The sequence below is a fragment of the Streptosporangium sp. NPDC006930 genome (assembly GCF_040635605.1).
Taxonomy (GTDB): Bacteria; Actinomycetota; Actinomycetes; order Streptosporangiales; family Streptosporangiaceae; genus Streptosporangium.
The window spans coordinates 1-24,077 of sequence record NZ_JBEYID010000001.1 but is presented as its reverse complement, the minus strand read 5'-3'; the positions used below and the strand labels follow the sequence as shown (position 1 = coordinate 24,077).

General features: G+C 69.9%; 18 protein-coding genes and 2 rRNA genes. 9 read left to right on the top strand and 11 right to left on the bottom strand.

The features are described from left to right. Positions 1–307: 307 nt before the first annotated feature. Both ispG and dxr read right to left on the bottom strand, forming a co-directional pair. The gene (gene ispG, locus ABZ664_RS00100) at positions 308–1,477 is read right to left on the bottom strand and encodes a flavodoxin-dependent (E)-4-hydroxy-3-methylbut-2-enyl-diphosphate synthase (RefSeq protein WP_362501024.1); all 1,170 of its coding nucleotides are present in this window, start codon (positions 1,475–1,477) and stop codon (positions 308–310) included. 35 nt (positions 1,478–1,512) lie between these two features. Continuing rightward, positions 1,513–2,697: a 1-deoxy-D-xylulose-5-phosphate reductoisomerase gene (gene dxr / locus ABZ664_RS00095; protein ID WP_362501022.1), complete on the bottom strand. Its 1,185-nt coding sequence runs from the start codon at positions 2,695–2,697 to the stop codon at positions 1,513–1,515. A 305-nt stretch (positions 2,698–3,002) separates the two neighbouring features. Here dxr and ABZ664_RS00090 point away from each other — a divergent pair, with 305 nt between their 5' ends. Together ABZ664_RS00090 and ABZ664_RS00085 are read left to right on the top strand one after the other, a co-directional pair. Beyond that, positions 3,003–4,118 (top strand): peptidase, encoded by a 1,116-nt coding sequence (locus ABZ664_RS00090; RefSeq protein ID WP_362501020.1) that lies wholly within the window; start codon positions 3,003–3,005, stop codon positions 4,116–4,118. Positions 4,119–4,171: 53 nt separating this feature from the next. After that, positions 4,172–5,260, top strand: a complete 1,089-nt coding sequence (locus tag ABZ664_RS00085; protein WP_362501018.1) for a trypsin-like serine protease — start codon at positions 4,172–4,174, stop codon at positions 5,258–5,260. A gap of 72 nt (positions 5,261–5,332) precedes the next feature. On the opposite strand, the gene ABZ664_RS00080 is transcribed toward ABZ664_RS00085, so the two are convergent. Beyond that, the gene (locus ABZ664_RS00080) at positions 5,333–6,760 is read right to left on the bottom strand and encodes an aldehyde dehydrogenase family protein (RefSeq protein ID WP_362501016.1); all 1,428 of its coding nucleotides are present in this window, start codon (positions 6,758–6,760) and stop codon (positions 5,333–5,335) included. 211 nt (positions 6,761–6,971) lie between these two features. Here ABZ664_RS00080 and ABZ664_RS00075 point away from each other — a divergent pair, with 211 nt between their 5' ends. Then, entirely contained in the window at positions 6,972–7,601 is a 630-nt protein-coding gene (locus ABZ664_RS00075) for a TetR/AcrR family transcriptional regulator (RefSeq protein ID WP_362501014.1), read from the top strand. Positions 7,602–7,635: 34 nt separating this feature from the next. Here the strand turns inward: ABZ664_RS00075 and ABZ664_RS00070 are convergent, their stop codons facing one another. Next, complete coding sequence (locus ABZ664_RS00070) at positions 7,636–9,096, bottom strand: PucR family transcriptional regulator (RefSeq protein WP_362501012.1); 1,461 nt, start codon at positions 9,094–9,096, stop codon at positions 7,636–7,638. A gap of 98 nt (positions 9,097–9,194) precedes the next feature. Here ABZ664_RS00070 and gabT point away from each other — a divergent pair, with 98 nt between their 5' ends. Then, a complete protein-coding gene (gene gabT, locus ABZ664_RS00065; RefSeq protein ID WP_362501010.1) occupies positions 9,195–10,547 on the top strand; it encodes a 4-aminobutyrate--2-oxoglutarate transaminase in 1,353 nt (450 codons plus the stop codon). A 529-nt stretch (positions 10,548–11,076) separates the two neighbouring features. Further along, on the top strand, positions 11,077–11,319 hold the full coding sequence (locus ABZ664_RS00060) for a hypothetical protein (RefSeq protein WP_362501008.1): 243 nt from the start codon (positions 11,077–11,079) through the stop codon (positions 11,317–11,319). Between the two features lie 161 nt (positions 11,320–11,480). Here the strand turns inward: ABZ664_RS00060 and ABZ664_RS00055 are convergent, their stop codons facing one another. From ABZ664_RS00055 to ABZ664_RS00035, 5 genes are all read right to left on the bottom strand, one after another. Beyond that, the gene (locus ABZ664_RS00055) at positions 11,481–12,707 is read right to left on the bottom strand and encodes a saccharopine dehydrogenase C-terminal domain-containing protein (RefSeq protein ID WP_362501006.1); all 1,227 of its coding nucleotides are present in this window, start codon (positions 12,705–12,707) and stop codon (positions 11,481–11,483) included. Positions 12,708–12,905: 198 nt separating this feature from the next. Continuing rightward, a complete protein-coding gene (locus ABZ664_RS00050; RefSeq protein ID WP_362501004.1) occupies positions 12,906–14,144 on the bottom strand; it encodes an extracellular solute-binding protein in 1,239 nt (412 codons plus the stop codon). A 151-nt stretch (positions 14,145–14,295) separates the two neighbouring features. After that, entirely contained in the window at positions 14,296–15,801 is a 1,506-nt protein-coding gene (locus ABZ664_RS00045; RefSeq protein WP_362501001.1) for a CoA-acylating methylmalonate-semialdehyde dehydrogenase, read from the bottom strand. After that, the gene (locus tag ABZ664_RS00040) at positions 15,798–17,096 is read right to left on the bottom strand and encodes an aspartate aminotransferase family protein (RefSeq protein ID WP_362500999.1); all 1,299 of its coding nucleotides are present in this window, start codon (positions 17,094–17,096) and stop codon (positions 15,798–15,800) included. The genes ABZ664_RS00045 and ABZ664_RS00040 overlap by 4 nt, the downstream gene beginning before the upstream one ends. Positions 17,097–17,462: 366 nt before the next feature. After that, a complete protein-coding gene (locus tag ABZ664_RS00035; RefSeq protein WP_362500997.1) occupies positions 17,463–18,974 on the bottom strand; it encodes an MFS transporter in 1,512 nt (503 codons plus the stop codon). Between the two features lie 54 nt (positions 18,975–19,028). Between ABZ664_RS00035 and ABZ664_RS00030 the strand changes: the two genes are divergently transcribed. The 4 genes from ABZ664_RS00030 (at position 19,029) to ABZ664_RS00015 (ending at position 23,657) form a co-directional block, all read left to right on the top strand. Next, positions 19,029–19,814, top strand: coding sequence for a TetR/AcrR family transcriptional regulator C-terminal domain-containing protein (locus tag ABZ664_RS00030; RefSeq protein WP_362500995.1), 786 nt, complete (start codon positions 19,029–19,031; stop codon positions 19,812–19,814). Positions 19,815–20,025: 211 nt separating this feature from the next. Further along, the gene (locus tag ABZ664_RS00025; RefSeq protein ID WP_362500993.1) at positions 20,026–21,651 is read left to right on the top strand and encodes a PucR family transcriptional regulator; all 1,626 of its coding nucleotides are present in this window, start codon (positions 20,026–20,028) and stop codon (positions 21,649–21,651) included. 9 nt (positions 21,652–21,660) lie between these two features. Continuing rightward, a complete protein-coding gene (locus tag ABZ664_RS00020) occupies positions 21,661–22,056 on the top strand; it encodes a cupin domain-containing protein (protein WP_362500991.1) in 396 nt (131 codons plus the stop codon). 353 nt (positions 22,057–22,409) lie between these two features. Continuing rightward, positions 22,410–23,657, top strand: coding sequence for a phosphodiester glycosidase family protein (locus ABZ664_RS00015; RefSeq protein WP_362500989.1), 1,248 nt, complete (start codon positions 22,410–22,412; stop codon positions 23,655–23,657). 141 nt (positions 23,658–23,798) lie between these two features. Here the strand turns inward: ABZ664_RS00015 and rrf are convergent. Then, positions 23,799–23,915, bottom strand: a 5S ribosomal RNA gene (rrf, locus tag ABZ664_RS00010). 74 nt (positions 23,916–23,989) lie between these two features. After that, positions 23,990–24,077 (bottom strand): 23S ribosomal RNA (locus tag ABZ664_RS00005); the annotation flags it as partial.

Genomic DNA, 24,077 nt, shown 5'->3' with positions numbered 1-24,077 from the left:
GGGCCCCAATGGCCCCGGCGACCCGCCCGCGCCGCGGTACGGGTGCGGCGAGGTGCGGCGCCCGTAAGACCGGCGAGTACACAGCTCCGGCCGCGCCTTGAGGCGAGGCGGCGCGGGGCTGAACGCCAAAGGAAACCGCCCGCCCCGGCGCGAACGCGATCTTCGGGGACGGGCGGAGGGGAACTTCGCGGCAGGGCGGCCGTCTGCCCCGCTCTCCGCACGTGCCGCGCCGTCGCGGTCGGCGGCTGTATCCGCCGCGAGGAGGCGGTCACCCCGGGGCGGACGGGAGCACGTGCGGGATGCGGGGTCAGCCTCCGACGACGACCTGGGGTCCGGGGGCGTCGTCGTCGAGGTCGACCTCCACGCCCATCTCCTCCGCGAGGCGCAGGGCCTCCTCGATCAAGGTCTCGACGATCTGCGACTCGGGGACGGTCTTGATGACCTCGCCCTTGACGAAGATCTGGCCCTTGCCGTTGCCGCTCGCGACGCCGAGGTCGGCCTCGCGAGCCTCGCCGGGACCGTTGACGACGCAGCCCATCACCGCGACGCGCAGCGGGACCTTCAGTCCTTCGAGCCCCGCCTGGACCTGGTCGGCGAGGGTGTAGACGTCGACCTGGGCGCGTCCGCAGGAGGGACAGGAGACGATCTCCAGGCCGCGCTCGCGCAGGTTGAGCGACTCCAGGATCTGGTTGCCGACCTTGACCTCCTCGACCGGAGGGGCCGACAGCGACACACGGATGGTGTCGCCGATGCCCTCGGCAAGCAGGGCGCCGAAGGCGACCGCGGACTTGATCGTGCCCTGGAAGGCCGGACCGGCCTCGGTGACGCCGAGGTGGAGCGGGTAGTCGCACCGGGCGGCGAGCAGGCGATACGCCTGGACCATCACGACCGGGTCGTTGTGCTTGACGGAGATCTTGATGTCACGGAAGCCGTGCTCCTCGAACAGCGAGCACTCCCAGAGCGCCGACTCCACCAGCGCCTCGGGGGTGGCCTTGCCGTACTTCTGGAGCAGGCGGGGGTCGAGCGAACCGGCGTTGACGCCGATCCTGATCGGCACGCCGCGCTCGGCCGCCGCTCGGGCGATCTCACCGACCTTGTCGTCGAACTTCTTGATGTTGCCGGGGTTCACCCGGACCGCCGCGCAGCCCGCCTCGATCGCGGCGAAGACGTACTTCGGCTGGAAGTGGATGTCGGCGATCACCGGGATCTGCGACTTCTTCGCGATGATCGGCAGCGCGTCGGCGTCGTCCTGGGAGGGGACGGCGACCCTCACGATCTGGCAGCCCGAGGCGGTCAGCTCGGCGATCTGCTGGAGCGTCGCGTTGACGTCGGCGGTGACCGTGGTGGTCATCGACTGGACGGAGACCGGCGCGTCCCCGCCCACGGGGACGGAGCCGACCATGATCTGACGGGATATGCGTCGCTCGGCGATCGGCCTGGTCCTGACGGACGGGATTCCGAGAGCAACAGAAGTCATTTTCAGCCCTTGAAGAGTCGACGACATTCATCAGTCTAGGCAGTCCCGGTGAGCTCGCGTGCCCGTATCCTCGCCCAGGAGTCGGCGTCGAGCACCTCGGCGACCGAGGCGGCCTCGGTCACCGCGTGCTCGGAGACCACCGCCGCCACGGTGTCGACGATGCCGGGGAACGGCAGGCGCCCGGCCATGAAGGCCTCGACACAGACCTCGTTCGCGGCGTTGTAGACGGCGGGGGCGGTGCCGCCGGCCTCGCCGACGTGCCTGGCCAGCGCGACGGCGGGGAAGGCCTCCTCGTCGAGCGGCTCGAACGTCCAGGTGTGCGCCGCGGTCCAGTCGACCGCGGCGGAGGCGTCGGCGACCCGCTCCGGCCAGCCGAGGGCGAGGGCGATGGGCAGGCGCATGTCCGGCGGGCTGGCCTGGGCGATGGTCGAGCCGTCGACGAACTCGACCATCGAGTGGATGACCGACTGCGGGTGGACGACGACCTCGATGCGGTCGAAGCCGATGTCGAAGAGCAGGTGGGCCTCGATGACCTCAAGGCCTTTGTTGACGAGTGTGGCGGAATTCACCGTGATGACCGGCCCCATCGACCAGGTGGGGTGTGCGAGGGCCTGCTCGGGGGTCACGTCCGCGAGGTCCGCGCGCGACCTGCCGCGGAACGGCCCGCCGCTCGCGGTGACGACCAGGCGGCGCACGGCGGAGGCGTCGGGGCCGGCGGGGCCCGCCGCCCACAGGCACTGGGCCAGCGCGGAGTGCTCGGAGTCGACAGGGATCAGCTGGCCGGGTTTGGCCAGGCGTTTCACCAGCGGCCCGCCGACGATCAGCGACTCCTTGTTGGCGAGCGCGAGCACCCGGCCCGCCTCGAGCGCGGCCAGCGTGGAGGTCAGCCCCAAAGCCCCGGTGATTCCGTTGAGTACGACGTCGGCGGGCCAGGCGGCGGCCTCCGCCACCCCCTCGGGGCCGATCAGCACCCGCGCGCCCACCCCGTGCGCGGCGAGGGCCTCTCGCAACTCCGGCAGCGCGGAGGGGTCGGCGACGGCGACCACGTCGGGCCGGAACTCGGCCGCCTGCCTGGCCAGCAGATCGACCCGGCCACCGTAGGCGGCCAGCGCGGCCACCCGGAACCTGCCGGGGTTGCGGGCGATGACGTCGAGGGACTGGGTCCCGATGGACCCGGTCGAGCCGAGCAGGACGACGGAACGAACGGTGTCTGGCTGCACCGCCCCATTCTCCCGGCTCGGACCGCGCTGTCGAATCGGCCGTACCGGGGTGAATCGGCCCCCGTCCGCGATCCGACGCCCCAAGGGATCGTCGAATCGGCCGTACCGGGATTGATCAATCCGGATCAGCGTACGTCAGTGGTGATCAGGCAGGATCACGGCGAAAAACTGTTAGCCGTGGAACACGCGATAAAAGGCAGTATTTAAGTCCGAATTTCGTCATATCAATAGTTGTAAAGCCTGAGAAATGCGTACGTACAGCGCACTAGCTTCCCGGAACAGCGACAGGCCCTCGGGAGGTACATATGCGGCGCACGGCACGATTCGTCCCTATTCTCACCGCCATCGCGGGAAGCACACTGCTCTCCGCGACGGTCGCGCACGGCGCCACCGTGGATGCCACGGTGGATGCCAGGCTGGACACCCCGGCGGGTGCCACAGCGGGCGCGGCGGGCAGGAGCGGGGGCGGCGTCACCCCGGCGCGGGCCGTTCCCCAGCCGGTCGAGGAGGAGGCGGCCGACACCAGGAAGGAGCAGCAGACCGTCCAGCGCTACTGGACCGAGGCGAAGATGGAGGCGGCCAAGCCGCTCGCCGCCCTCGTCCCCGAGAAGGACGGCGCCCGGCTCACCGCGGGGGCGATCGCGGCCCAGACCGCGGCCGACCCCGTCTCCGTCCCCGCGACCGAGCCCGACGGCGACGCCGTCACGGTCACCAAGGGCTCGGCGGCGGCCCGCCCCTCCACCGGCGCGGCGTGGACCCGTCGCGGGGCGATCGCCAAGACCGCGGGCCGGGTGTTCTTCACCTACCAGGGCCGCAACGCCTCATGCTCGGCGAGCGCGGTGACCAGCGAGAACAAGAGCACCGTGATCACAGCGGGGCACTGCGTGAGGATGGGCGGCGCCTTCCACGGCAACTGGGTCTTCGTGCCCGGCTACCAGAACGGCGACCGGCCCCACGGCACGTGGGTGGCGACCACCCTCTACACCACCCCGCAGTGGAACAACAGCGAGGACATCAACTACGACGTGGCCTCGGCCGTGGTGGCCCCGCTGAACGGCAAATCGCTGACCGACGTGGTCGGCGGCCAGGGCGTCTCCTTCAACCAGGCGCGACGCCGGCAGATGCACTCCTTCGGCTACCCGGCCGCCGCCCCGTACGACGGTTCCAAGCTGGTCTACTGCGCCGGGCGTGCGTTCGACGACTTCCTGATGTCCCGCGACATCGGGCTGAACTGCGACATGACCGGCGGGTCGAGCGGCGGGCCCTGGTTCCTCGACTTCAACGAGAGCACCGGCCTCGGCACCCTGAACTCGGTGAACAGCTTCAAGTACGGCTTCGCCGAGGGCTGGATGTTCGGCCCCTACTTCGGAGCCGAGGCGCGGGCCGTCTACGAGGCGGCCCAGACCACCGGCACCCCCTGATATTGACCAAAAGTAATCACAGGAACACCACGCGTAGTGCAAACTCGGGTTTCATGACCTCAAGCCTCCCCCTGCTTGCGGCCGCCTCGCTCCTCGCCGGGTCGCTGAGCGCCCCGGCGGCCGGCGCGACGGCCACCTGGCAGGCGGTCACCGAGCTCGGGAAACGGTCCGCGAAGTCCCCCGCCCACCCCTCCGTGAAGACGACGGGGGAAGCCGGGACGACGGAGACGGCGGGAAAACCCACGACGGTCGCGACGTCCGGCATGACGGACGTCGCCGAGCACGCGCCCGCTCCCACCGCGTCGGAGCGGGAGCGTCTGCTCGGCTACTGGACCCCTCGCCGGATGGCCTCCGCGACCCCCTTCGACCGGCTCGACAAGGTCACCGGAACGCTCGGGCGGCTCTCCGCCGCCGGCCGGGGGGTCGCCTCCCGCCAGAGTTCGCACGGCGCCGTGTCCCGCACCGCGGGCGCCCGGTGGACCTCCGGCGGGGCGGTGGCACGCACCACGGGGCGAGTCTTTCTCACCATCAAGGGCAGCGACTTCGTGTGCTCGGCGAGCTCGGTCAGGAGCGCCAACAAGGATCTGGTGGTGACCGCCGGCCACTGCGTCAAGGACGGCACCGGCGCCTGGGCCGACAACTGGACCTTCGTCCCCGGCTACAGCCAGGGCCGCCGCCCGTACGGGCAGTACACCGCGCGCCGCATGTTCGTCGCGGGCCCCTGGTCGCGTGAGGGCGACGACAGCCACGACATCGGCATGGTGGCGGTCGCCACCAGCGGCGGCAGGCACCTCGGCGACGTCGTCGGCGGCCAGGACATCGCCTTCGGCGTTCCCAGGGGGCGCCTCGCGAGCGGTTTCGGCTTTCCCGCCGACGCACCCTACGACGGCGAGCACCTGGTCTACTGCGCGGGCCCGCTCCGCGACGACCCGAACGGGCAGACCCGAGACCAGGGCATGCGCTGCGACATGACCGCCGGATCCAGCGGAGGGCCCTGGCTGAGCGGCTTCGACGCCTCCACCGGCCGGGGCACGATCGTCTCGGTCAGCAGTTTCAAGTACAGCGACGACCGCCGCACCATGTACGGCCCCTACTTCGGTGACTCGGCCAAGGCCCTCTACGCCACGGCCTCCGCATCGTGACCTCGACGCGGAGACCGCGCCGAGAGCGCCGCAAGGTCGGTTCGACGGCGCCGAGAGCCGGGCCCCGGCCCGTCAGAGGGTGAGACCGGTGAGGACCATCACCTTCTCGTAGGTGAAGTCCGCGATCGCCGAGCGAAGTCCCTCGCGGCCGACCCCCGAGTCCTTGACCCCTCCGTAGGGCATCTGGTCGGCGCGGTACGACGGCACGTCACCGATGATCACACCGCCGACCTCCAGCTCCCGGTTGGCGCGGAAGGCGTGGTCGAGGTTGCGGGTGAACACCCCTGCCTGCAGGCCGTACCTGGAGTCGTTGACCGCGGCGAACGCCTCGTCCACGCCGGACACCCTCTGGACGACCATCACCGGGCCGAAGACCTCCTCGCGGGAGACCTTGGCGTCGGCCGGCACGTCGGCGAGCACGGTCGGCGCAAACGTGGCGCCGTCGCGGGTGCCGCCGGTCAGCAGGCGGGCGCCCGCGGAGACGGCCTCGCCGACCCACTGCTCCACGCGCTCGGCGGCCTCGGCCGACACGAGGGGGCCGACCTGCGTCTTCTCGTCGGCGGGGTCACCGGTGACCAGGGCCTCGACGGCCGGGACGAGCCGGGCCACGAAGTCGTCGTGGACCGACGCCTCGACGATCACCCGCTGTACGGCGATGCAGCTCTGACCGGCCTGGTAGTTGGAGAACAGCGCGATCCGCGAGGCAGCCCAGTCGAGGTCGGCGTCGGCGAGCACGACCGCGGCGGCGTTGCCGCCGAGTTCCAGGGTCACGTGCTTGCGCGGGACCCGGTCGATGATCGCGTACCCCACGGGGGCCGAGCCCGTGAAGGAGACGACCGGCAGGCGTGGGTCCTCGACCAGTGCGCCGGCGCGGTCGTTGGGCACGGGGAGCACGGAGAACATGCCCTCCGGCAGGTCGGTCTCGGCCAGGATCTCACCCAGGACCAGCGAGGAGACCGGCGTCGCCGGTGCGGGTTTGAGGACGATCGGGGCACCGACGGCGATGGCCGGGGCCACCTTGTGCGCGACCAGGTTGAGCGGGAAGTTGAACGGGCTGATGCCCAGGATCGGGCCGTGCGGGACCCGGGAGACGTAGGCGAGGCGGCCCGCGGAGGCGGCCTCGGTGTCCAGGCGCACGGTCTCGCCGCCGAGGCGGCGGGCCTCCTCGGCCGCGAACCTGAAGGTGGAGATCGCCCGGCCGACCTCGCCGCGGGCCCAGAAGATCGGTTTGCCGTTCTCGGCGGTGATCAGGGCGGCGATCTCGTCGGCGCGCTCGGCGAGGCGACGCGAGACGTGCGCGAGGGCCTCGGCCCGTACGTGGATCGGGAGCGCGGCGGCCTGTTTCCGCACGGCCGCCGCGGCGGCCACGGCCTCCTCGACCTGGCCGTCGGTCGGCACGGAGCAGACGGCGACGACGCGGCCGTCGTGCGGGTTGGTCACGGTGAGCTCGGTTTCGCCCTTGGCGGAGCGTCCGGCGAGCCAGAAGGGGCGCACGTCCATACCCAGACGCTATGTCACCGGCGTGGGAGCGGCCTTACTCCACTCCGCACAACAGCCTCACGACGGCACGCCGTTCCGCATAAACCCGCCCGCCCGTTCCCTGTAACGAAAACAGGGGTAATCGGGGATATTCCTTACAAGGCACCGGTTTGAATGATCTTCACCGTGGCTAAGTCACCGGATGACGATGAGAGCGGAAGGGCGTGGGCGCATGACCTCCTCGGCGCCGCGCGGCCTTCAGGGCGCCTACCTTGTCGGTGAGCGGGCATCTCAGGACGAGCTTCGTGCCAGGTTGCTCGACGTCGCCAGCCAGTTGCTGGTCACCATCGGGCCGGAGAGCCTCTCGATGCGCCGCATCGCCACCGAGGCGGGATGCTCGACGACCGTCATCTACACCATGTTCGGCAGCAAGGAGGGCCTCGCCGAGGCGCTGTACCTGGAAGGCTTCGAGCGCTTCCGGCGCCGTCTGGAGGCCGTGCCCTCGCGCAAGGACGCCCTGGAGCACCTCATCGCGCTGGGTCCCGTCTACCGGGAGGCCGCACTGGACGAGTCCGGTTACTACGCCCTGATGTTCGAGCGCGCGATCCCCGGCTTCGTGCCGAGCGAGCGGGCCAGGACCCTCGCCCGCGCGGCGCTGAACATCGTCGATCGGGTGATCGCGGACTGCATCTCGGCGGGATACATCGTCCCCACCCAGCCCAGGAAGATCGCCGACGCCGTGTGGGCCGCGGCCCAGGGCGCGATCGGCTTGGAACGTGCCGGGCACCTGCGCGACAGCGCCACCTACGAGACGGTCACCTACGCCGTCATCTCCCGCTATCTGGTCGTCGACCGCGACTGACCCCGACGGCGTCCCCCGATCTGGGCCCCCGCCCTCACCTGGCGACGGCGAGGGCGACCCAGAGTTCGGCGCGGACGGCGGGATCCTCAAGGTCGCGGCCGACCAGCTCCGCCACCCGGCGCATGCGGTAGCGCAGAGTGTGGCGGTGCACCCCGAGCCGCTGCGCCGCCGCGTCCCAGTGGCCGTTGCAGTCCAGGTAGACGCGGAGGGACCCGAGCAGATCCGCACGTGAGCCGTACTCCCTGAGCGGGGCGAGCAGCGCGGAGGAGAACGCCTCCGCCACGCCCGGGTCGAGCAGGGAGAGCAGCCCCTGACCCGCCAGGTCGGCGAAGCGCGCCACCGGCGCGGTGCCGCGCCCGGCCGCGGCGAGCGCCCGGTCGGCCTGCTCCAGTCCCGCGCGCAGGTCGTCGAGACCCACCGGTTCACCGACCCCGACGGGGCCGTACTCGCCGAGCGTCGCGGCCACGGCGTCGGCCCGCGCGGGCGGGACCAGCAGGACCACCCTGTCGCCGTCGGCCGCCGCGAACTCGGCCCCCGCGGCCTCGAGCACCGCCTCCGGCTCCCCGGCGCAGGCGATCGCCACCAGCGGCTCGTCGGCGAACCGCTCCCCGAGCCGCTCCAACGTCTCGCACCCGGCCTCCAGCTGCCCGGCCAGCAGCAGCCGCAGCACCGCGGAGCGGACCCGGCGTTCGGCGGCCAGGTGCTCCACGCCGTGCTCGACGGTGAGCGTGAGCAGGGACGCGGCGGCGTTGACCACGGTGTGCGCGACCGGGGTGAAGGACCGGCCGATGCCGACGGCGAGGAATCCCCTCACCCGACGGGCTCCCAGTGGCCGCACGATGACGTGTTCCTCGGGCGAGGAGAGGGCCACACTCGCGGGAGCGCCCTGGCTCGTGATCCTTCTCAGCCGTTCCAGCTCGGGGCCGAGGTCTCCGGCCGCCGCCGCGGCACCTCTGCCCGCCAGATGTCGTACGGCCCCCGCCTCGTCGAGCAGGATCGCCCAGCCGCCCAGCTCGCGGGCAAGGCGGTCGATCACCGCGCGAGGGCCCTCCGGGCGCAGCGCGGCGCGGGTGAGACGTCCCTGGGCGGCGAAGGCGCTGCTGAGCTCGTCGTACTGCTCGGCGGCGATCAGCTCGCTCACCGCCTTGCCGATGGCGACGAACGGGGTGTCGCGCGGCACCTCGACGAGCGGCAGCCCGGCCCGCGTGGCGGCCTCGACCAGCGCCTCGGGGATCGTCTCGTGCCCGAGTCCGACGCCGAATCCCAGTCCGGCGACGCCTCTGGCGACCAGGCGCTCGACGTAGGGGCCGGCGTTACGGGCGTCCAGGCGCATGCCCGTGGTCAGGACCAGTTCACCACCCTCAAGAAACGGGGTGGGATCTTCCAGCTCGCTGACCGCCACCCAGCGCACCGGCCGGTCGAGCGCCTCCCGCCCGGTGAGGACGACGAGCCCGAGAGCGAGCCGCCGTACGACGGTGTTCAGCGTCGGCGCCATCCCCACCCCCTTTTTTGTACGTTATGTCTATTCCGCTCTTCGCAATTTTGCCATAGCGCATCATCGGCACACCGGCATTGGCGACATAGCTTCACATCATGAGCACCGTCACCGAGGGCGGCCCCTCGCTTCCGCAGGAGCGCCGCCTCGTCACCGAGATTCCCGGCCCGAGGTCCCGCGAACTGCTCGCGCGCAAGCAGGCCGCCGTACCGCCGGGCATCGGCACCACGCTGCCCGTCTTCGTGACGCACGCCGGGGGCGGTGTCGTGGTCGACGCCGACGGCAACTCCCTGATCGACTTCGGGTCCGGCATCGCGGTGACCGGTGTCGGCAACTCCGCCCCGCGCGTCGTCGAGCGGGTGAGCAGGCAGGTGGCGGACTTCACCCACACCTGCTTCATGATCACGCCGTACGAGTCGTACGTGCGGGTCGCCGAGAAACTCAACGAGATCACCCCCGGTGACCACGAGAAGCGCACCTTCCTGCTCAACAGCGGCGCCGAGGCGGTGGAGAACGCGGTCAAGGTCGCCCGCCACGCCACCGGCCGCCAGGCGGTCGTCGTCTTCGAGCACGGCTACCACGGCCGGACCCTGCTGACGATGACGCTGACGGCCAAGAACATGCCCTACAAGCACCGCTTCGGCCCGTTCGCACCCGAGGTCTACCGGGTGCCGCTCGCCTATCCGTTCCGCTGGCCCACCGGCCCGGAGAACTGCGCGGAGGAGGCCGCGGCCCAGGCGATCGACCAGATCACCAAGGAGATCGGCGCCGAGAACGTCGCCGCCGTGGTGATCGAGCCGATCGCGGGCGAGGGCGGCTTCATCGAGCCCGCCAAGGGCTTCATGCCGAGGATCCTGGAGTTCTGCCGCGAGAACGGCATCGTCTTCGTCGCCGACGAGGTGCAGACCGGCTTCTGCCGTACCGGCCACCTGTTCGCCTGCGAGGACGAGGGCATCGTGCCCGACATCATCGTCACCGCGAAGGGCATCGCGGGCGGCCTGCCGCTCGCCGCCGTCACCGGCCGCGCCGAGATCCTCGACAAGGTCCACGTCGGCGGGCTGGGCGGCACCTACGGCGGCAACCCGCTCGCCTGCGAGGCCGCGCTGGGCGTGATGGAGACCATCGAGGCCGACGACCTGATCGGGAAGGCCCGCCGCATCGGCGAGACCATGCTTCCGCGGCTGCGCGCCATGGCGAAGAGAAACCCGATCATCGGCGACGTACGTGGCCGGGGCGCCATGATCGCTATCGAGCTGGTCGTCCCCGGCACCGGGGAGCCCCACCCCACGGCGGCGGGCGAGATCGCGAAAAGGTGCCATGCCGAGGGTCTGCTCGTGCTGACCGCGGGCACCTACGGCAATGTGCTGCGTTTCCTGCCGCCACTGGTCATCCCCGATCACCTTCTGGAGGAGGGTCTCGCGATCCTGGAGAAGGCCGTGAACGAGGCCTGACTGTTTAGAACGCACCAAAAGGGGCACCCGGCTTGATGCCGAGTGTCCCTTTTGCCGTTATACGGCCCGCATGTAGGCCGTGATTTAACCACCGCTTGACATCCGCCACAGCGATCACGGGTCGTGACCGCGTTATAACGGTTCCGATATGAAAGTACGCGATCAAGACAGGAAACGTGTCGACGTCCTCCTCGCGGCCGAGCCACGGGAGAGAACAAGGAGTCACCACGCTGGAGGAATGTAATCGGCTTCCTCCCCACGACCGAAGCCAGGGGATTCCTGCCCTCACGGGTTAGGGCTCCTGCTTCACCGCCAGTTGCCCGCCAGGAGAAAAACTCTCCCTTTGAGGTCTTACCCCAACTCCACAGGCGTTTTCCCTCTCCGCCGGTCCGGCGGCGAGGGTGGTGCGGGTCATGCGTACGGCGGCTTGGTTGTCACCACCGCGCGCGCATGCCACCAACCCGTGCGGCGCCTTGCCGCGTTTCCTTCCCACGCCTCAAGGCGGGGTCTCCGCGCTGAAAGGAACACGATGAACTGGAGGCCGCCCAGAACGGCACACGCCACGATGACCTTCGATCCCGACGGACTGACCCGCACCCAACGTGAGGGCGAAGCCTGCGTGGCCTGCCACAAGAAGTGGCCCCGCCCGCGGACCAGGATCGGCCGCCTCCCCGACGGCACGGCCCTCTTCGCCTGCCCGGAGTGCGCCGACGCGCTGCTACCGCAGCAGGACGACGCCCGCTCCCGACCCCGGCGCGTGGCCTTCTTCTGAGCTCTTCCCGACAACCGGTGCGAGTCCGCGGCCCCGCACCGGTTGATCACCGGTACGGCCGCGATCTCCGTCGGCGCCCCGATCACCCTCGCGAAGCCGGTGCGGCCGGAATCCCCGGAACGCCTTTACGAAGTAAGCCGAGGAGGCGGCGGGGAGGGGCGTCAGGCGGACAGGAGCGTCTCGACGGTCTCGTCGCGTATGCCCCACGGTGAGCCGTAGGCGTTGAGCAACTCCAGGAAGGGCACCGCGTCGAACGCCTCGGGGCCGAGCACGCCGCTGCCCGACCAGGCGCCGGTGGCCAGCAACTCCAGGGCGACCACCGGGTGCACGGCCGTCTGCCAGACCACGGCCTGGCAGCCGTACTCCCGCATCGACCACTCGTTGTCGACCACGTGGTAGAGATAGACCTCGCGCGGCCGGCCGTCCTTGCCCACGCCCTTCACCCAGGTCCCGGCGCAGGTCTTGCCTCGCATCCGGTCGCCGAGTGTGGCCGGGTCGGGCAGGCTGGCCGCGACCACGTCGCGCGGTGAGGCCTCGACTCCCCCCACCTTGATCTTGTCCGCGTTGTCCAGGCCGAGCTTGTGCAGGGTCTTCAGGACCCCGATGAACTCCTCACCCAGGCCGTACTTGAACGTCACCCGCTTGGCGTCGATGTAGCGGGGCACGAGGAGCACCTCCTCGTGCTCGACGTTGACGCACTCCACCGGCCCGATCCCCTCGGGGAAGTCGAACACCTCGGGCTCGCTGAACGGCTCGGTGGTGTGCCAGCCGCCGTTCTCCCAGATCACCGGCGGGTTGAGGCACTCCTCGATCGTCGTCCAGATGGAGAACGTCGGCGCGAAGTCGTAGCCGTCGACCACCAGGTTGGAGCCGTCGCGGATGCCGATCTCCTCGATGCTCCGGAACAGGTGCTCGGCGGCGTAGCGCGCGAACACGTCGGCGAGCCCCGGCTCCACCCCCATCCCCACCAGCGCCAGGCCGCCCTTCTGCCGCCAGGCCTCGGCGAGGGCGAACTGCTCGTCGCCGAGTTTCACCCCGGTCAGCTCGTACGGCCTGCGCGGATGCGGTCGCGACAGCGACATCGCCATGTCGAGGTAGTGGGCCCCGGCGTTGAGCGCCGCCTCGAACAGGGACATGGTGAAGCGGGGGTCCACGGCGTTGAAGAGCACGTCGCAGCGATGCTCGGCGAGGGCGGCCTCGACCGCCACCCGGTCGGAGGCGTCCAGCCCGATGGCACTGAAGCGCGGGTCCGCGATCCTGGCCACGACGGCGGCGGCCCGGTCCTGTTGGGAGTCGGCGACCACGATGTGTTCGAAGAAATCTCGGCGTGCGGCGATCGGCACGACGGCGGAACCGACGCCGCCCGCTCCAACAAGAAGGATTCTCATGGCGACCAGACTACCCACTGACTGGTCAACCAGTCGATATCGAGAGCATGATTTTCCCACCGAATCCATCGCCAAACACGATCAAGACAACGAAAAGCGCGGCCAAACGCGAGATACACGGGCATGACTGGGGGCGAGTGTCGCGAGGAGGGAAGGACGGGCCCGCGGCCCTTCAGGCTCGGACCGGCGGGAAACCGGTCACTTCAGGAGCTGCTTCCAGCGCTCCGCCCACTCGGTGTAATCGGTGCATTCCCCACCACGGCCCCCGCAGTCGCGCGTCGGGCGGGCGGCGAAGACGACATCGCGCAGCCACCGGCTGTCTCGAACGTGGTAGATCTCGCACATCCGGCGGGCGTGACCGCCACACGCCTCCGGATTGGCCGGGGCCAGCCCGGTCCAGGCCGCGGCGGGGCGCTGCGCCGACGCCGAACTCACCCAGTTCAGCCACCGGTAGCCGCAGTTGGGGCTGGCGGGCTTCGCCGCGAGCATCCACGAGTCGACCCACCCGGTCATCGGCACCCCCTCCAGCGCCTTCATCGGCCGGCCCGCGCGCCGGAAGAGGTCCAGGTGGTACGGGAGAGCCTGGGCGATCCGCACCGGTCCCGCCGACAGGGCCCTGACCAGGTCGAGCGAGCCGTCCCAGTAAACCCGGTCGGCGCCCTCGCCCTCGGCGAGGAGCCTCAGGGCGGCGTCGAGCTGTGCGGAGGTGAGCTGGAACGGATCCTCCCTCTTCGACTCGGGACGCCTCCCGCCGAGGGCGAGTGCGGCGTCGGCGATGCTCAGCGGGCTGTTCCTGATCGCCGCGGAGGACGTTTCGTAGAGCGCCGACGGCCTTTCGGGCCTGCCCTCCTCGTAGAGGACCCGGTTGACCCCCCACAGGTAGGGGATGCCGTAGACCTTGCCGTCCTCGCGCAGACCGGGCAGCTCGCGCAGGCGCCTGGGGATCCTCCGGTAGTCGTCGACCAACGCCGTCTCCAGCGGCGCCACCTTCCCCTGCGCCACCAGCAGCCCTGCCAGGTCGGGGGCGGGTGAGACGGCGTCGTAGGCGCCGGTGGCGAACCTGACGGCCATCTCCTCGCTCGTACGGACCCGGTCGAGCTTGACGACGCAGCCGCTCTCCCGCTCGAAGGGCGCGAGCCAGTTGACCTGCGAACTGGTCCCGCCGTATTCGACGTACCCCTGGAAGGTGAGCACCCGCAGCGTGCCCTCGCCCTCGCCGATGGACGGCGAAGGCGTCGGGCTCGAAGTGGCCTCACGGGTCGCGGCGGTGGGCGTCGCGGAGGGGGTGACGGGTGTCGCGGAGGACGAGGGGCCGCGCATCGGCCTCGCCGTGGTCGTGGCTCCCGCCTGGGCACAGGCGGCGAGCGCCAGCACGCCCACTCCGAGCAGCGCTCCCAGACGCGCCGGGCGAAGCCTGTCCCTGCCTACGAGGCCCACGAGGTTTCCTCCCGACATCGCCACCGACCTGCCGGGAGCCTACCGGCCCGCGCCCGCCCCGGGCATCCGCATGTCACACCGGGAAAGGGGCGGGAAAAAGACGCGAGGCCCGCGCCCCGGCAGGAGGGGCGCGGGCCTCGCGGGTCGGAGGCTACCCGTTGGTCGGGAAGCCGAGGTTGACGCCACCGTGGCTCGGGTCGAGCCATCGGGAGGTGACGACCTTGCCCCGAGTGTAGAAGTGCACGCCCTCGGTCCCGTGGACGTGGGTGTCCCCGAAGAGCGAGGCCTTCCAGCCGCCGAAGCTGTAGAAGGCCATCGGCACCGGGATCGGCACATTGATGCCGATCATGCCGACCTCCACCTCGTTCTGGAAACGCCGGGCCGCGCCGCCGTCGTTGGTGAAGATCGCGGTGCCGTTGCCGAACTCGCCACCGTTGATCAGCTCCAGGCCCTCCTCGTACGAGGAGACGCGGACGATCGACAGGACCGGGCCGAAGATCTCCTCCCGGTGGACCCGGGAGCCGGCGGCCACGTGGTCGAGGACCGTGGGGCCGAGCCAGAATCCGGCGGTGTCCTGGGCGGCACCACCCCCGAGGACGGGGGTCAGGCGGCCGTCCACGACGAGCTTCGCACCTTCGGAAACACCCAGGTCGAGGTAGGAGACGACCTTGTCGCGGTGGGCCCCGGTGACGAGGGGTCCCATCTGGGAGGACGGGTCGTCGCCGGGGCCGACGGTGAGCGCGGAGACCCGAGAGACGATCTTGTCGACCAGCTCGTCCCCGACCGGGTCCACGGCGAGCACGACGGAGATCGCCATGCAGCGCTCCCCCGCCGAGCCGAAACCGGCCGACACCGCCGCGTCGGCGACGAGGTCGAGGTCGGCGTCGGGCAGGACGAGCATGTGGTTCTTGGCGCCGCCGAGCGCCTGGACCCGCTTGCCGTGGGAGGTGCCGGTCTCGTAGACGTACCTCGCGATGGGCGTGGATCCGACGAACGAGACCGCGCGCACGTCCGGGTGCTCCAGCAACCGGTCCACCGCCACCTTGTCGCCCTGGACGACGTTGAAGACGCCGTCGGGCAGCCCGGCCTCCTTCCACAGCGAGGCCATCAGCAGCGACGCCGAGGGGTCCTTCTCCGACGGCTTGAGGACGAAGGCGTTGCCCGCGGCGATCGCGATCGGGAACATCCACATCGGCACCATCGCCGGGAAGTTGAACGGGGTGATCCCGGCCACGACGCCCAGCGGCTGCCGGATCGAGTAGGAGTCGACCCGGGTGGAGACGCCCTCGGAGAAACCGCCCTTGAGCAGGTGCGGGATGCCGCAGGCGAACTCCACGACCTCCAGGCCCCTCGCGACCTCGCCCAGCGCGTCGGAGTGGACCTTGCCGTGCTCCTCGGAGATGAGACGGGCCAGCTCGTCGCGGTTGGCGTACATCAGCTCCCGGAAGCGGAACAGCACCTGCGAGCGCTTGACCAGCGAGGCGTCCCGCCACGCGGGCCAGGCCTCGACGGCGGCGGCCACGGCCTCGTCCACCTCGCCCACGGACGCGAGGTGGACGCGACCCGCGACCTCCCCGGTCGCGGGATCGAAGATCTCCGTGGTGCGGCCGGAGCCCTCGACGGAGCCTCCGCCGATCCAGTGGGTGACGTTCTTCACGAGACGACCTCGGCGTTGATGGTTTCGAGCGCGTTGACGATGATCCCGAGGCCGTCCGCGGCCTCGTCGAGGGAGAGGGTGAGCGGCGGGGCCATCCGGAGCACGTTGCCCTTGAGGCCGCCCTTGCCCGCGAGCAGGCCGGACTTCCTGGTCTCCTCCATGAACCGGGTGGCGAGGGCCGGCGAGGGTTCGCCGGTCGCCGGGTCGACCAGCTCGACGGCGAACATCAGGCCCTTGCCACGGACGTCGCCGACGATCGGCAGCCTCGGCGCCGCCTCACGGAGCCCGTCGATGATCAGGGCGCCGGTCCTCGCGGCGTTCGCCTGCAGGTCGTGGTCGAGGACGTAGTCCAGGGTGGCGTTGGCGGCGGCCATGGAGATCGGGTTGCCGCCGAAGGTGGCCAGCCCTACGGCGTGGAGGTTGTCCATCAGGTCACCGCGGGCGACGACGCCTCCGACCGCGAAGCCGTTGCCCAGCCCCTTGGCGAAGGTCATCATGTCGGGCGTGACGCCGTGGTTCTGGATGCCGAAGAAGGCCGAGCCGGTGCGCCCCCAGCCGGTCTGCACCTCGTCGGAGATGAACAGGATGCCCTCGGCGTCGAGGACCTCCTTGTAGGCGGCGAACAACCCGTCGGGAGGCATGGTGAAACCGCCCACCCCCTGGATCGGCTCGGCGATGAGCGCCGCCACGTCGCCGGCGACGACGGTGGACAGCACGTGGCGCAGGTCGTCGACGCACGCCGCGATGTAGTCGGCGTCGGACAGGCCGCGGAACCGGGTGAGATGCCGGTCGGCGCCGTGCAGGAAGTGCACGTTCAGCGGTGACAGCGAGTTGTTCTTCCACGCGCGGTTGCTCGTGACGCTGACCGCTCCGAAGGAGCGGCCGTGGTAGCTCTGCCGCATGGCGAGCACCTGGTCGGACTTACGCGCGTAGGTCGCCAACAGCAGGGCGGTCTCGTTCGCCTCGGTGCCGGAGTTGGTGAAGAAGACCTTCGCGTCCGGGATGCCGGAGAGCCTCGCGATCTTCTCGGCCAGCTCCACCTGACCGCGCAGCAGGTAGACCGTGGAGGTGTGCACCACGCCGGTGGCGATCTGCCGCTCGACGGCCTCGCGCACCTCGGGCACGTCGTACCCGATCATGTTGGTCAGGATGCCCGCGAAGAAGTCGAGATAGCTCTTGCCCGACGCGTCGACGACGCGGTTTCCCTTGCCCGAGACGATCTCGATGGGCTCGTCGTAGTAAAGGGCCAGCCAGTTGGGCATTACCGCGCGATGGCGCGCAAGGAGGTCCGACATACATCGAGTATCGCCTCTCGGGGCCACCGCTCATACCTACAATATGTCGGCATATCCCCGCCAAACCCTGCACACTGTCAAGCTCCGCCCGTGAGGATCACCCTCCCCGGGGGCCGCGAGGCACTGGGGGGCACCGGGAGGCGGTCGTCCGCTCCGCCGGGAAAAGGTCCCTGACGCGGCCGCAGGGCACTGAGGGGTACCGGGCGGTCGTGCGGCTCGCATCCCACGGCGCCCTCGCATCCCGCAACGAAGCCGTGCGGCTCGCGCCGAAGCGCAGGCGACCTGAGCTCCGCCCCGGACCCCCGGCGACTCGCGCCATCCTTGGCGTGGCGCGAGCCGCACGGGGCCGACGACCTGGACGACCTCTCAGCTCCCCGCCTTCACCAGTCCCTCCTCCGTACCGGCTCCGGACACGGGCGCGGGGCGCAACACCAGGAACGCCAGCGTGGCGGCGGCGAGGGTGAAGCCGACCCCCACCCAGGAGCCGAACGACATGGCCGAGACGAACGCCTCGCGCGCGGTCTCGATCACCCCCCCGTCCCCCAGCCGCAGCGCCCCACCGATCGACTCGCGCGCGGCGGCCGGGGCGTCGTCGGGCATCGACGCGGTGTAGACCCCGGCCAGCACGCTGCCGAGCACGGCGACGCTCAGCGCCATGCCGACCTGTTGGACGGTGTCGTTGAGCGCCGACCCGACGCCGGCGTGCGCGGGCGGTACCGCCCCCATCAGCGTCGCGTAGGCCGCGGGCCCCGCGAGGCCCCCGCCGACCCCCATGAGCATGAGACCGGTGATCAGCAGGCCGTACCCGGTGTCGGCGGTCATGACGGCGAGCACCCCGAACCCACCGGCCATCACGGCGAGGCCGACGGCGACCAGCATCCGGTTGCTGACCTTCTGCCCCAGCGCGGCGCCGACCCCGTTGAACACCGCGGCGGCCACGGCGTACGGCAGCAGCGCGAGACCGGCGCGCATCGGACTGTAGCCCAGCACGAACTGCAGGTACTGGGTGAGCATCAGCAGCAGCGCTCCCGTGCCGAACGACATCAGCACGATCGAGAACGACGCCCCGCTGAAGTTCCGGTCGCGGAACAGCTCCAGCGGGAGCATCGGGTGCTCCGTCCTGAGCTCCCAGATCACGAACGCCCCCAGCGCCGACACCGCCAGCCCGGCGGCGACCAGCGACTCCGCCGAGGTCCAGCCCGCGGTCGGCGCGGAGATGACCACGTAGACGAGGGCGCTCATGCCGGTCGTGGACAGCACGACGCCGACCGGGTCGAGCCTTCTCGCCGGACCGCGCGACTCGGGCATCAGCAGCGCCGCGGCGATCACGGCGACGATCGCGACTGGCACGTTGAGCAGGAAGATCGATCCCCACCAGTAGTGTTCGAGCAGGAAGCCGCCCAGCGTAGGACCGGCGATCACGCCGACCATCGCCACCGCGCTCCACGCGGCGATCGCCTTGCGGCGCTCCTCCTCGTCGAAAACGGTGATCAGGATCGACAGGGTGCTCGGCATCAGGATGGAGCCACCGACGCCCATGAGCGCGCGGGCGCCGATCAGGTGCCAGGGCTCGGTGACCAGCACGGCGAGCAGCGAGGCACCGCCGAACAAAACCAGACCGATGATCAGGAAGCGCTTGCGACCGTAGCGGTCCGACAGGCTGCCAGAGGTGAGCAGTAGCCCGGCGAAGACCAGGACGTAGGCATCGATGATCCACTGGATGTCCGCCGGGCTCGCCCCCAGATCAACCATGAGGGCGGGGATCGCCAGATTCAGAACGGTGTTGTCCACCACGAGGACAAGCAGGCTCAGACAGAGCACTCCGAGGATCCACCAGCGCCTCGGATCACGTTCGACTCGTACAGTGTTCGATTCCACTCGCACACTGTACGATAAGCTCGAACAGCGTGCCACAAGATTTATGCTTGAGGAGTGGAACAGCAATTCAGCTCCGTCTGGACCCGCGAACAGCGCACCGCGAAGAGCCCCACCCTCAGCCGCGCGCAGATCGTTCGCACGGCGATGGAGCTGCTCGACGCCGAAGGGCTGGACGCGCTGAGCATGCGCCGCCTGGGCGCCAAACTCGGCTCGGGGACGACCAGCATCTACTGGCACGTGGCGAACAAGGACGAGTTGCTTGAGCTGGTCCTCGACGAGGTCTACGGCGAGTTCGACATCCCGGACGTCCGGGAGACCAGCTGGCGCAACGCCGCCTCCTCCTTCGCGTACTCCATCCGCCAGGCGCTGTTCGCGCACCCCTGGGTCATCGGCTACATCGGGATCACCCCCGCCATCGGCCCCAACGCGATGCGGATGATGAACCGGCTCGTCACCACCTTCGACCACGCCGGGTTCCGCGGCCTCGACCAGGACCACGCCGCCTCGACGCTCCTGGCGTACGTGCTCGGGGTCACCGCGCCCGAACTCTCCTGGCGGGCGATGACCGCCAAGGCGGGCCTCAACTCCAACGAACTGAACGAGGCCCTGCAGCCCGTGGTGGAGAAGGCGGCGGCCGACTACCCCGGACTGGCCGCCCGCTACGCCGAGTACCGGTGCATGGACGTCGACGCCGCCAGGGCGCTCAACTTCGAGTTCGGCCTGACCTGCTTCCTCGACGGACTGGAGGCCCGCCTGAAGCGCGCCGCCCCACCTCCGGCGCCGCGGGGCCGCTCGACGCCTGGTGCGGACCTCGAAGAAACCGGGGAGTTGCGCCGGTAGGCACGCAGGAGCGGGTGAGGGGCGGCGATGGAGCATGGGGTCGCCGTCGGATGGACCGTCGCGGCGCGGCTCTTCGATCCTTGGACCGCCCCCACAGGAGTCGAGCCGTGACCCCCTCGCGGGGAGAAAGCAGGTGGCGGGGAGGGTGGGGCAAACAGGCTGTAAAGCGTGACCCCCTCGCGCTTACATGCTGATCGGATATTCTCGACAGGTGCTCCCTACTGTCGCCGACGTCCTCGCCCTGGACACCGTCCGTCGGGGCAATCCACGGGTCGTGGCGGGGGCCGACCGGCTGGACAGCCGGGTGCGCTGGGTGCACGTGGGCGAGGTGACCGACATCGCCCACCTGCTGCGCGGAGGCGAGCTCGTGCTCACCACCGGCATCGCCCTACCCGACGATCCCCGCAAGCTCGCCGACTACATCGGCGAGCTCGTCGCCGTGGGCGCGTCGGGGCTGATCGTGGAACTGGGCCGCAAGTTCATCGGGGAGCTGCCCGGCGCCGTGGTCCGCGCCGCCGAGGCTCACGGCCTGCCTCTGGTCACCCTGGCCAGGGAGACACCGTTCGTGCAGATCACCGAGTCGGTGCACGCCCGGATCATCGACATCCAGCTGGAGGAGCTCCGCGCCTCCGAGCAGCTGCACGAGGTCTTCACCGAGTTGTCGGTCGAGGGCGCCTCTCCGGCGGATGTCCTGGGCCAGGTCGCGAGGCTGTCCGGGCGCCCCGCGTTGCTGGAGAACCTCGCCCACCAGGTGCTGGCCTGCGAGACCGCCGGCCGCGACACCGGCTCCCTGCTCGCGGGCTGGGAGACCCGCTCCCGCGCGGTCGCACCCGACCTGCGCACCGCCTACGACGCCGCCTCCGGCTGGCTGGTCACCATGGTCGGCGCACGCGGCCAGGACTGGGGCCGCCTGATCATCCTCTGCGACACGGAGCCAGGGCCGCGCGACATCGTGCTCGCCGAGCGCGCCGCGACCACCCTCGCCCTGGGCCGCCTGCTGGAGCGCCACCAGGAGTCACTGGAACGTCAGGCGCATGGCACGATCATCACCGGAATCCTCACCCACGCGTACGCCGACCCCGAGGAGGCCGCGGCACGCGCCCGCGCGGTCGGTGTGTCACTCACCGGCCGCAAACTCATCAGCGTGGTGCTCCGCCTGGCCGAGACCGCGGACAAGCCGCTCGAGGGCCAGGAGCAGCTCATCCAACTCGGCGAGCTGGCGGACGCGGCCGCCGCCGCCTGCCGCGAGGCCCGCCTTCCCGCCCTCGTCGGCGCCCTGGATCAGAACCGGGTCGGCGTCCTGCTCCCCCTTCCGCCGCGCGTCCTCCCCGAGGCCGCGCTGACCACGCTCGCCGATCACCTGCGTGCGGCCTTCACCGTCCCCTTCGTCCTCGCCGCCGGCTCCCTGGTCGAGTCGATCCGCGACGTACGGAGAAGTTTCCTGGAGGCCGAGCAGGTCGCCGACGTGGCCGTCAGGCACCCCGACGGCCGCGCCTTCTACCGGCTGCCCGACCTTCGCCTGAGAGGCCTGCTCCATCTTCTGCGCGACGACGCCCGGCTGCAGACCTTCGCGGAGCGCGAACTCGGGCCGCTACTCGCCCACGACGCCCAGCGCGGCGGCGATCTCACCGGGATCCTGCGGGTCTATCTCGACTCGGGCCGCAACAAGGCCGTCGCCGCCCAGAGAGCCCATCTGTCCAGACCCGCCTTCTACGACCGTCTCCGCAGGTTGGAGCGCGTCCTCGACACCGATCTGGACGATGTCGAATCCTGTCTCTCCCTCCACGTCGCCCTCCTGGCTCTGGAGTCCTTCCGGAGAGACAGTCCCCGTTCCTGAAAGGTCCCCATGCCCGAGATCTTCGTTCCCGAGGCCGCCGATCTGACCCGGATGGTCGCCGCCGCCGGGGCGTTCTCCGTCCCCACCGACGACGTACGGCTGTCACCGGAGGAGCTGGAGCCCCACCAGATCCTGGCGGGTTCTCCGCGCGTCTCGTCGATCGAGCTGTGGTCCTCACCGGACGGCAGGCAGAGCCGGGGCATCTGGGAGATCACGCCGGGCACGGTCGTCGATGTGGAACGTGACGAGATGTTCGTGGTCCTGTCCGGCCGTGCCACGCTGGAAATCGACGGCGGCGCCACCCTGGAGCTCGTGCCCGGATCGGTCTGCCTGCTCGCCGAGGGCGCCAAGACCGTCTGGATCGTCCACGAGACGCTGCGCAAGGTGTATCACTGCGTGGGCTGACGGAATCAGGTACGCGGGACCTTCAGCGTGAGCAACAACACTTTCTTGGGATGTTTCACCTGTTTCACTCCCCTTGACCCGTAGATCTCGGCACGATGGTTCACGAAATCGGAGACCAACGGGGAGAGATGCACATGTCGCGACACCTTGTCGCTGGATTGATGACTCTGACACTCACCGCTGTGGCGGTTCCCGCCGAGGCGAAACAGGCGAGTGTCGGGTTTCCCTCCTCCGCGTTCCCGCTGGGTGTGAGCATGGCGCCGGTTAAGAAGCAGCAGAGCGTGGCACCGGGAATTACCCTTTTTAGTGTGAAACACGGCAAATCCACCCAAGGGTGGACAGTTTCCGCTCTTATGCCCAACGGGCATGACTCCGGTTCCCTGGTCACGGCACAGACGGTGGCTCAGGCGATGGAGGACGCCGGATTCGCCCCTGAGATCCTGAGAATCGTGCAGCCCGCAGCCTCGGACGCTCCGGCCGTGGAGCGTTACATGGTGAGGACCGGCCTGTGGTCGTTCGGCCAGCGGGCCAAGGCCGACAAGGTCGTGAAGGAGCTCAAGGCGGCCGGTGTCCGGGCCAAGACCGACTATCTCGGCGACGACGGCACAGACACCACCGGCCCCTGGGACATGCGCGTGCTGATGGTCAACCCGAAGCTGTTCAAGGGCTCCTTCAAGACGAGCGTCGGCAAGAGCGTGGCCAAGCGTGAGAGCACCAGCTCGATGTCGAAGCTGGCCGGCGCCATCGCCGGGGTCAACGGCGGGTTCTTCAACATCCACACGGCCAAGGCGCTCCAGGGCGACCCGGTCGGTGTGTCCGTCGTGGGCGGCAGGCTCCTCAGCGAGGCCGTGCCGGGCCGCAGCGGCCTCGTCATCACCCAGGGCCGCAAGGCGCGGATCACCGAGCTGAAGACCACGGTCACCGCGATCTCCTCCGACGGGACGAAGGCCGAGATCAACGGCATCAACCGGGCCGCCGGGGCCGAGGAGCTCGTCCTCTACACCGAGGAGTTCGGCGGCAAGACAGCAACCGACGGCGGCATCGAGGTCGTCGTCAACGCCGCCGACGGCAGGGTCATCAAGGTCCGTCAGGCCGGCGGCATCGTCGCCCGGGGTACCTACCTGCTCCACGGCACCGGCCTGGCAGCCGTCTGGCTCCAGGAGCACGGGCAGGGAACCTGGATGAAGGTGGACGGGAAGGTGATCGACCTGCGCACACAGCGGGCCATACCGCTCACCCCGGAGACACACATCATGGGTGGCGGGGTCGGGCTGGTCAGGAACGGCCGGGTGCGCATCACTGCGGCGGCCGACGGACACGCCTCGATCAACATGATGCTCCGGCGTCACCCGCGCACGATGGTCGGCGTCGACAAGTCGGGCGGGCTCATCCTGGCCACGGTCGACGGACGCAACCCCGGCGTCAGCGTGGGCGCCTCGATGGTGGAGGCCGCCCAGCTGATGCGGTGGCTGGGAGCCAAGCAGGCCATCAACTTCGACGGCGGCGGCTCCAGTGTGATGGTCGTCAACCACAAGGCCGTGAACCGGCCTTCGGACGGCGCGGAGCGAACCGTGGGTGACGGTCTCTTCATCACCCCCTGACGGGAAGCAGCGGTGTAACGGAGAAGCCCCGGTCCTGAAGGACCGGGGCTTCTCCGTTGCCCGGATCTATTGAAAGGAAAAGACCCTGGAAAGCACGAAAGGGCCCCCACCACATGGTGGGAGCCCTTTTCGTAAAAGATTGTCCGGCGGTGACCTACTCTCCCACACCGTCCCCGGTGCAGTACCATCGGCGCTGAAGAGCTTAACTTCCGGGTTCGGAATGTAACCGGGTGTTTCCCCTTCGCCATAACCGCCGTAACCCTATGAAACACACAAACACATACCGTTTGTTGTCTCAGAATTGCCTAGTGGACGCGAGCAAAAGTTGCTTTGTGGTCAAGTCCTCGGCCTATTAGTACTGGTCAGCTCCACACATTACTGCGCTTCCACTTCCAGCCTATCAACCCGGTCGTCTACCGG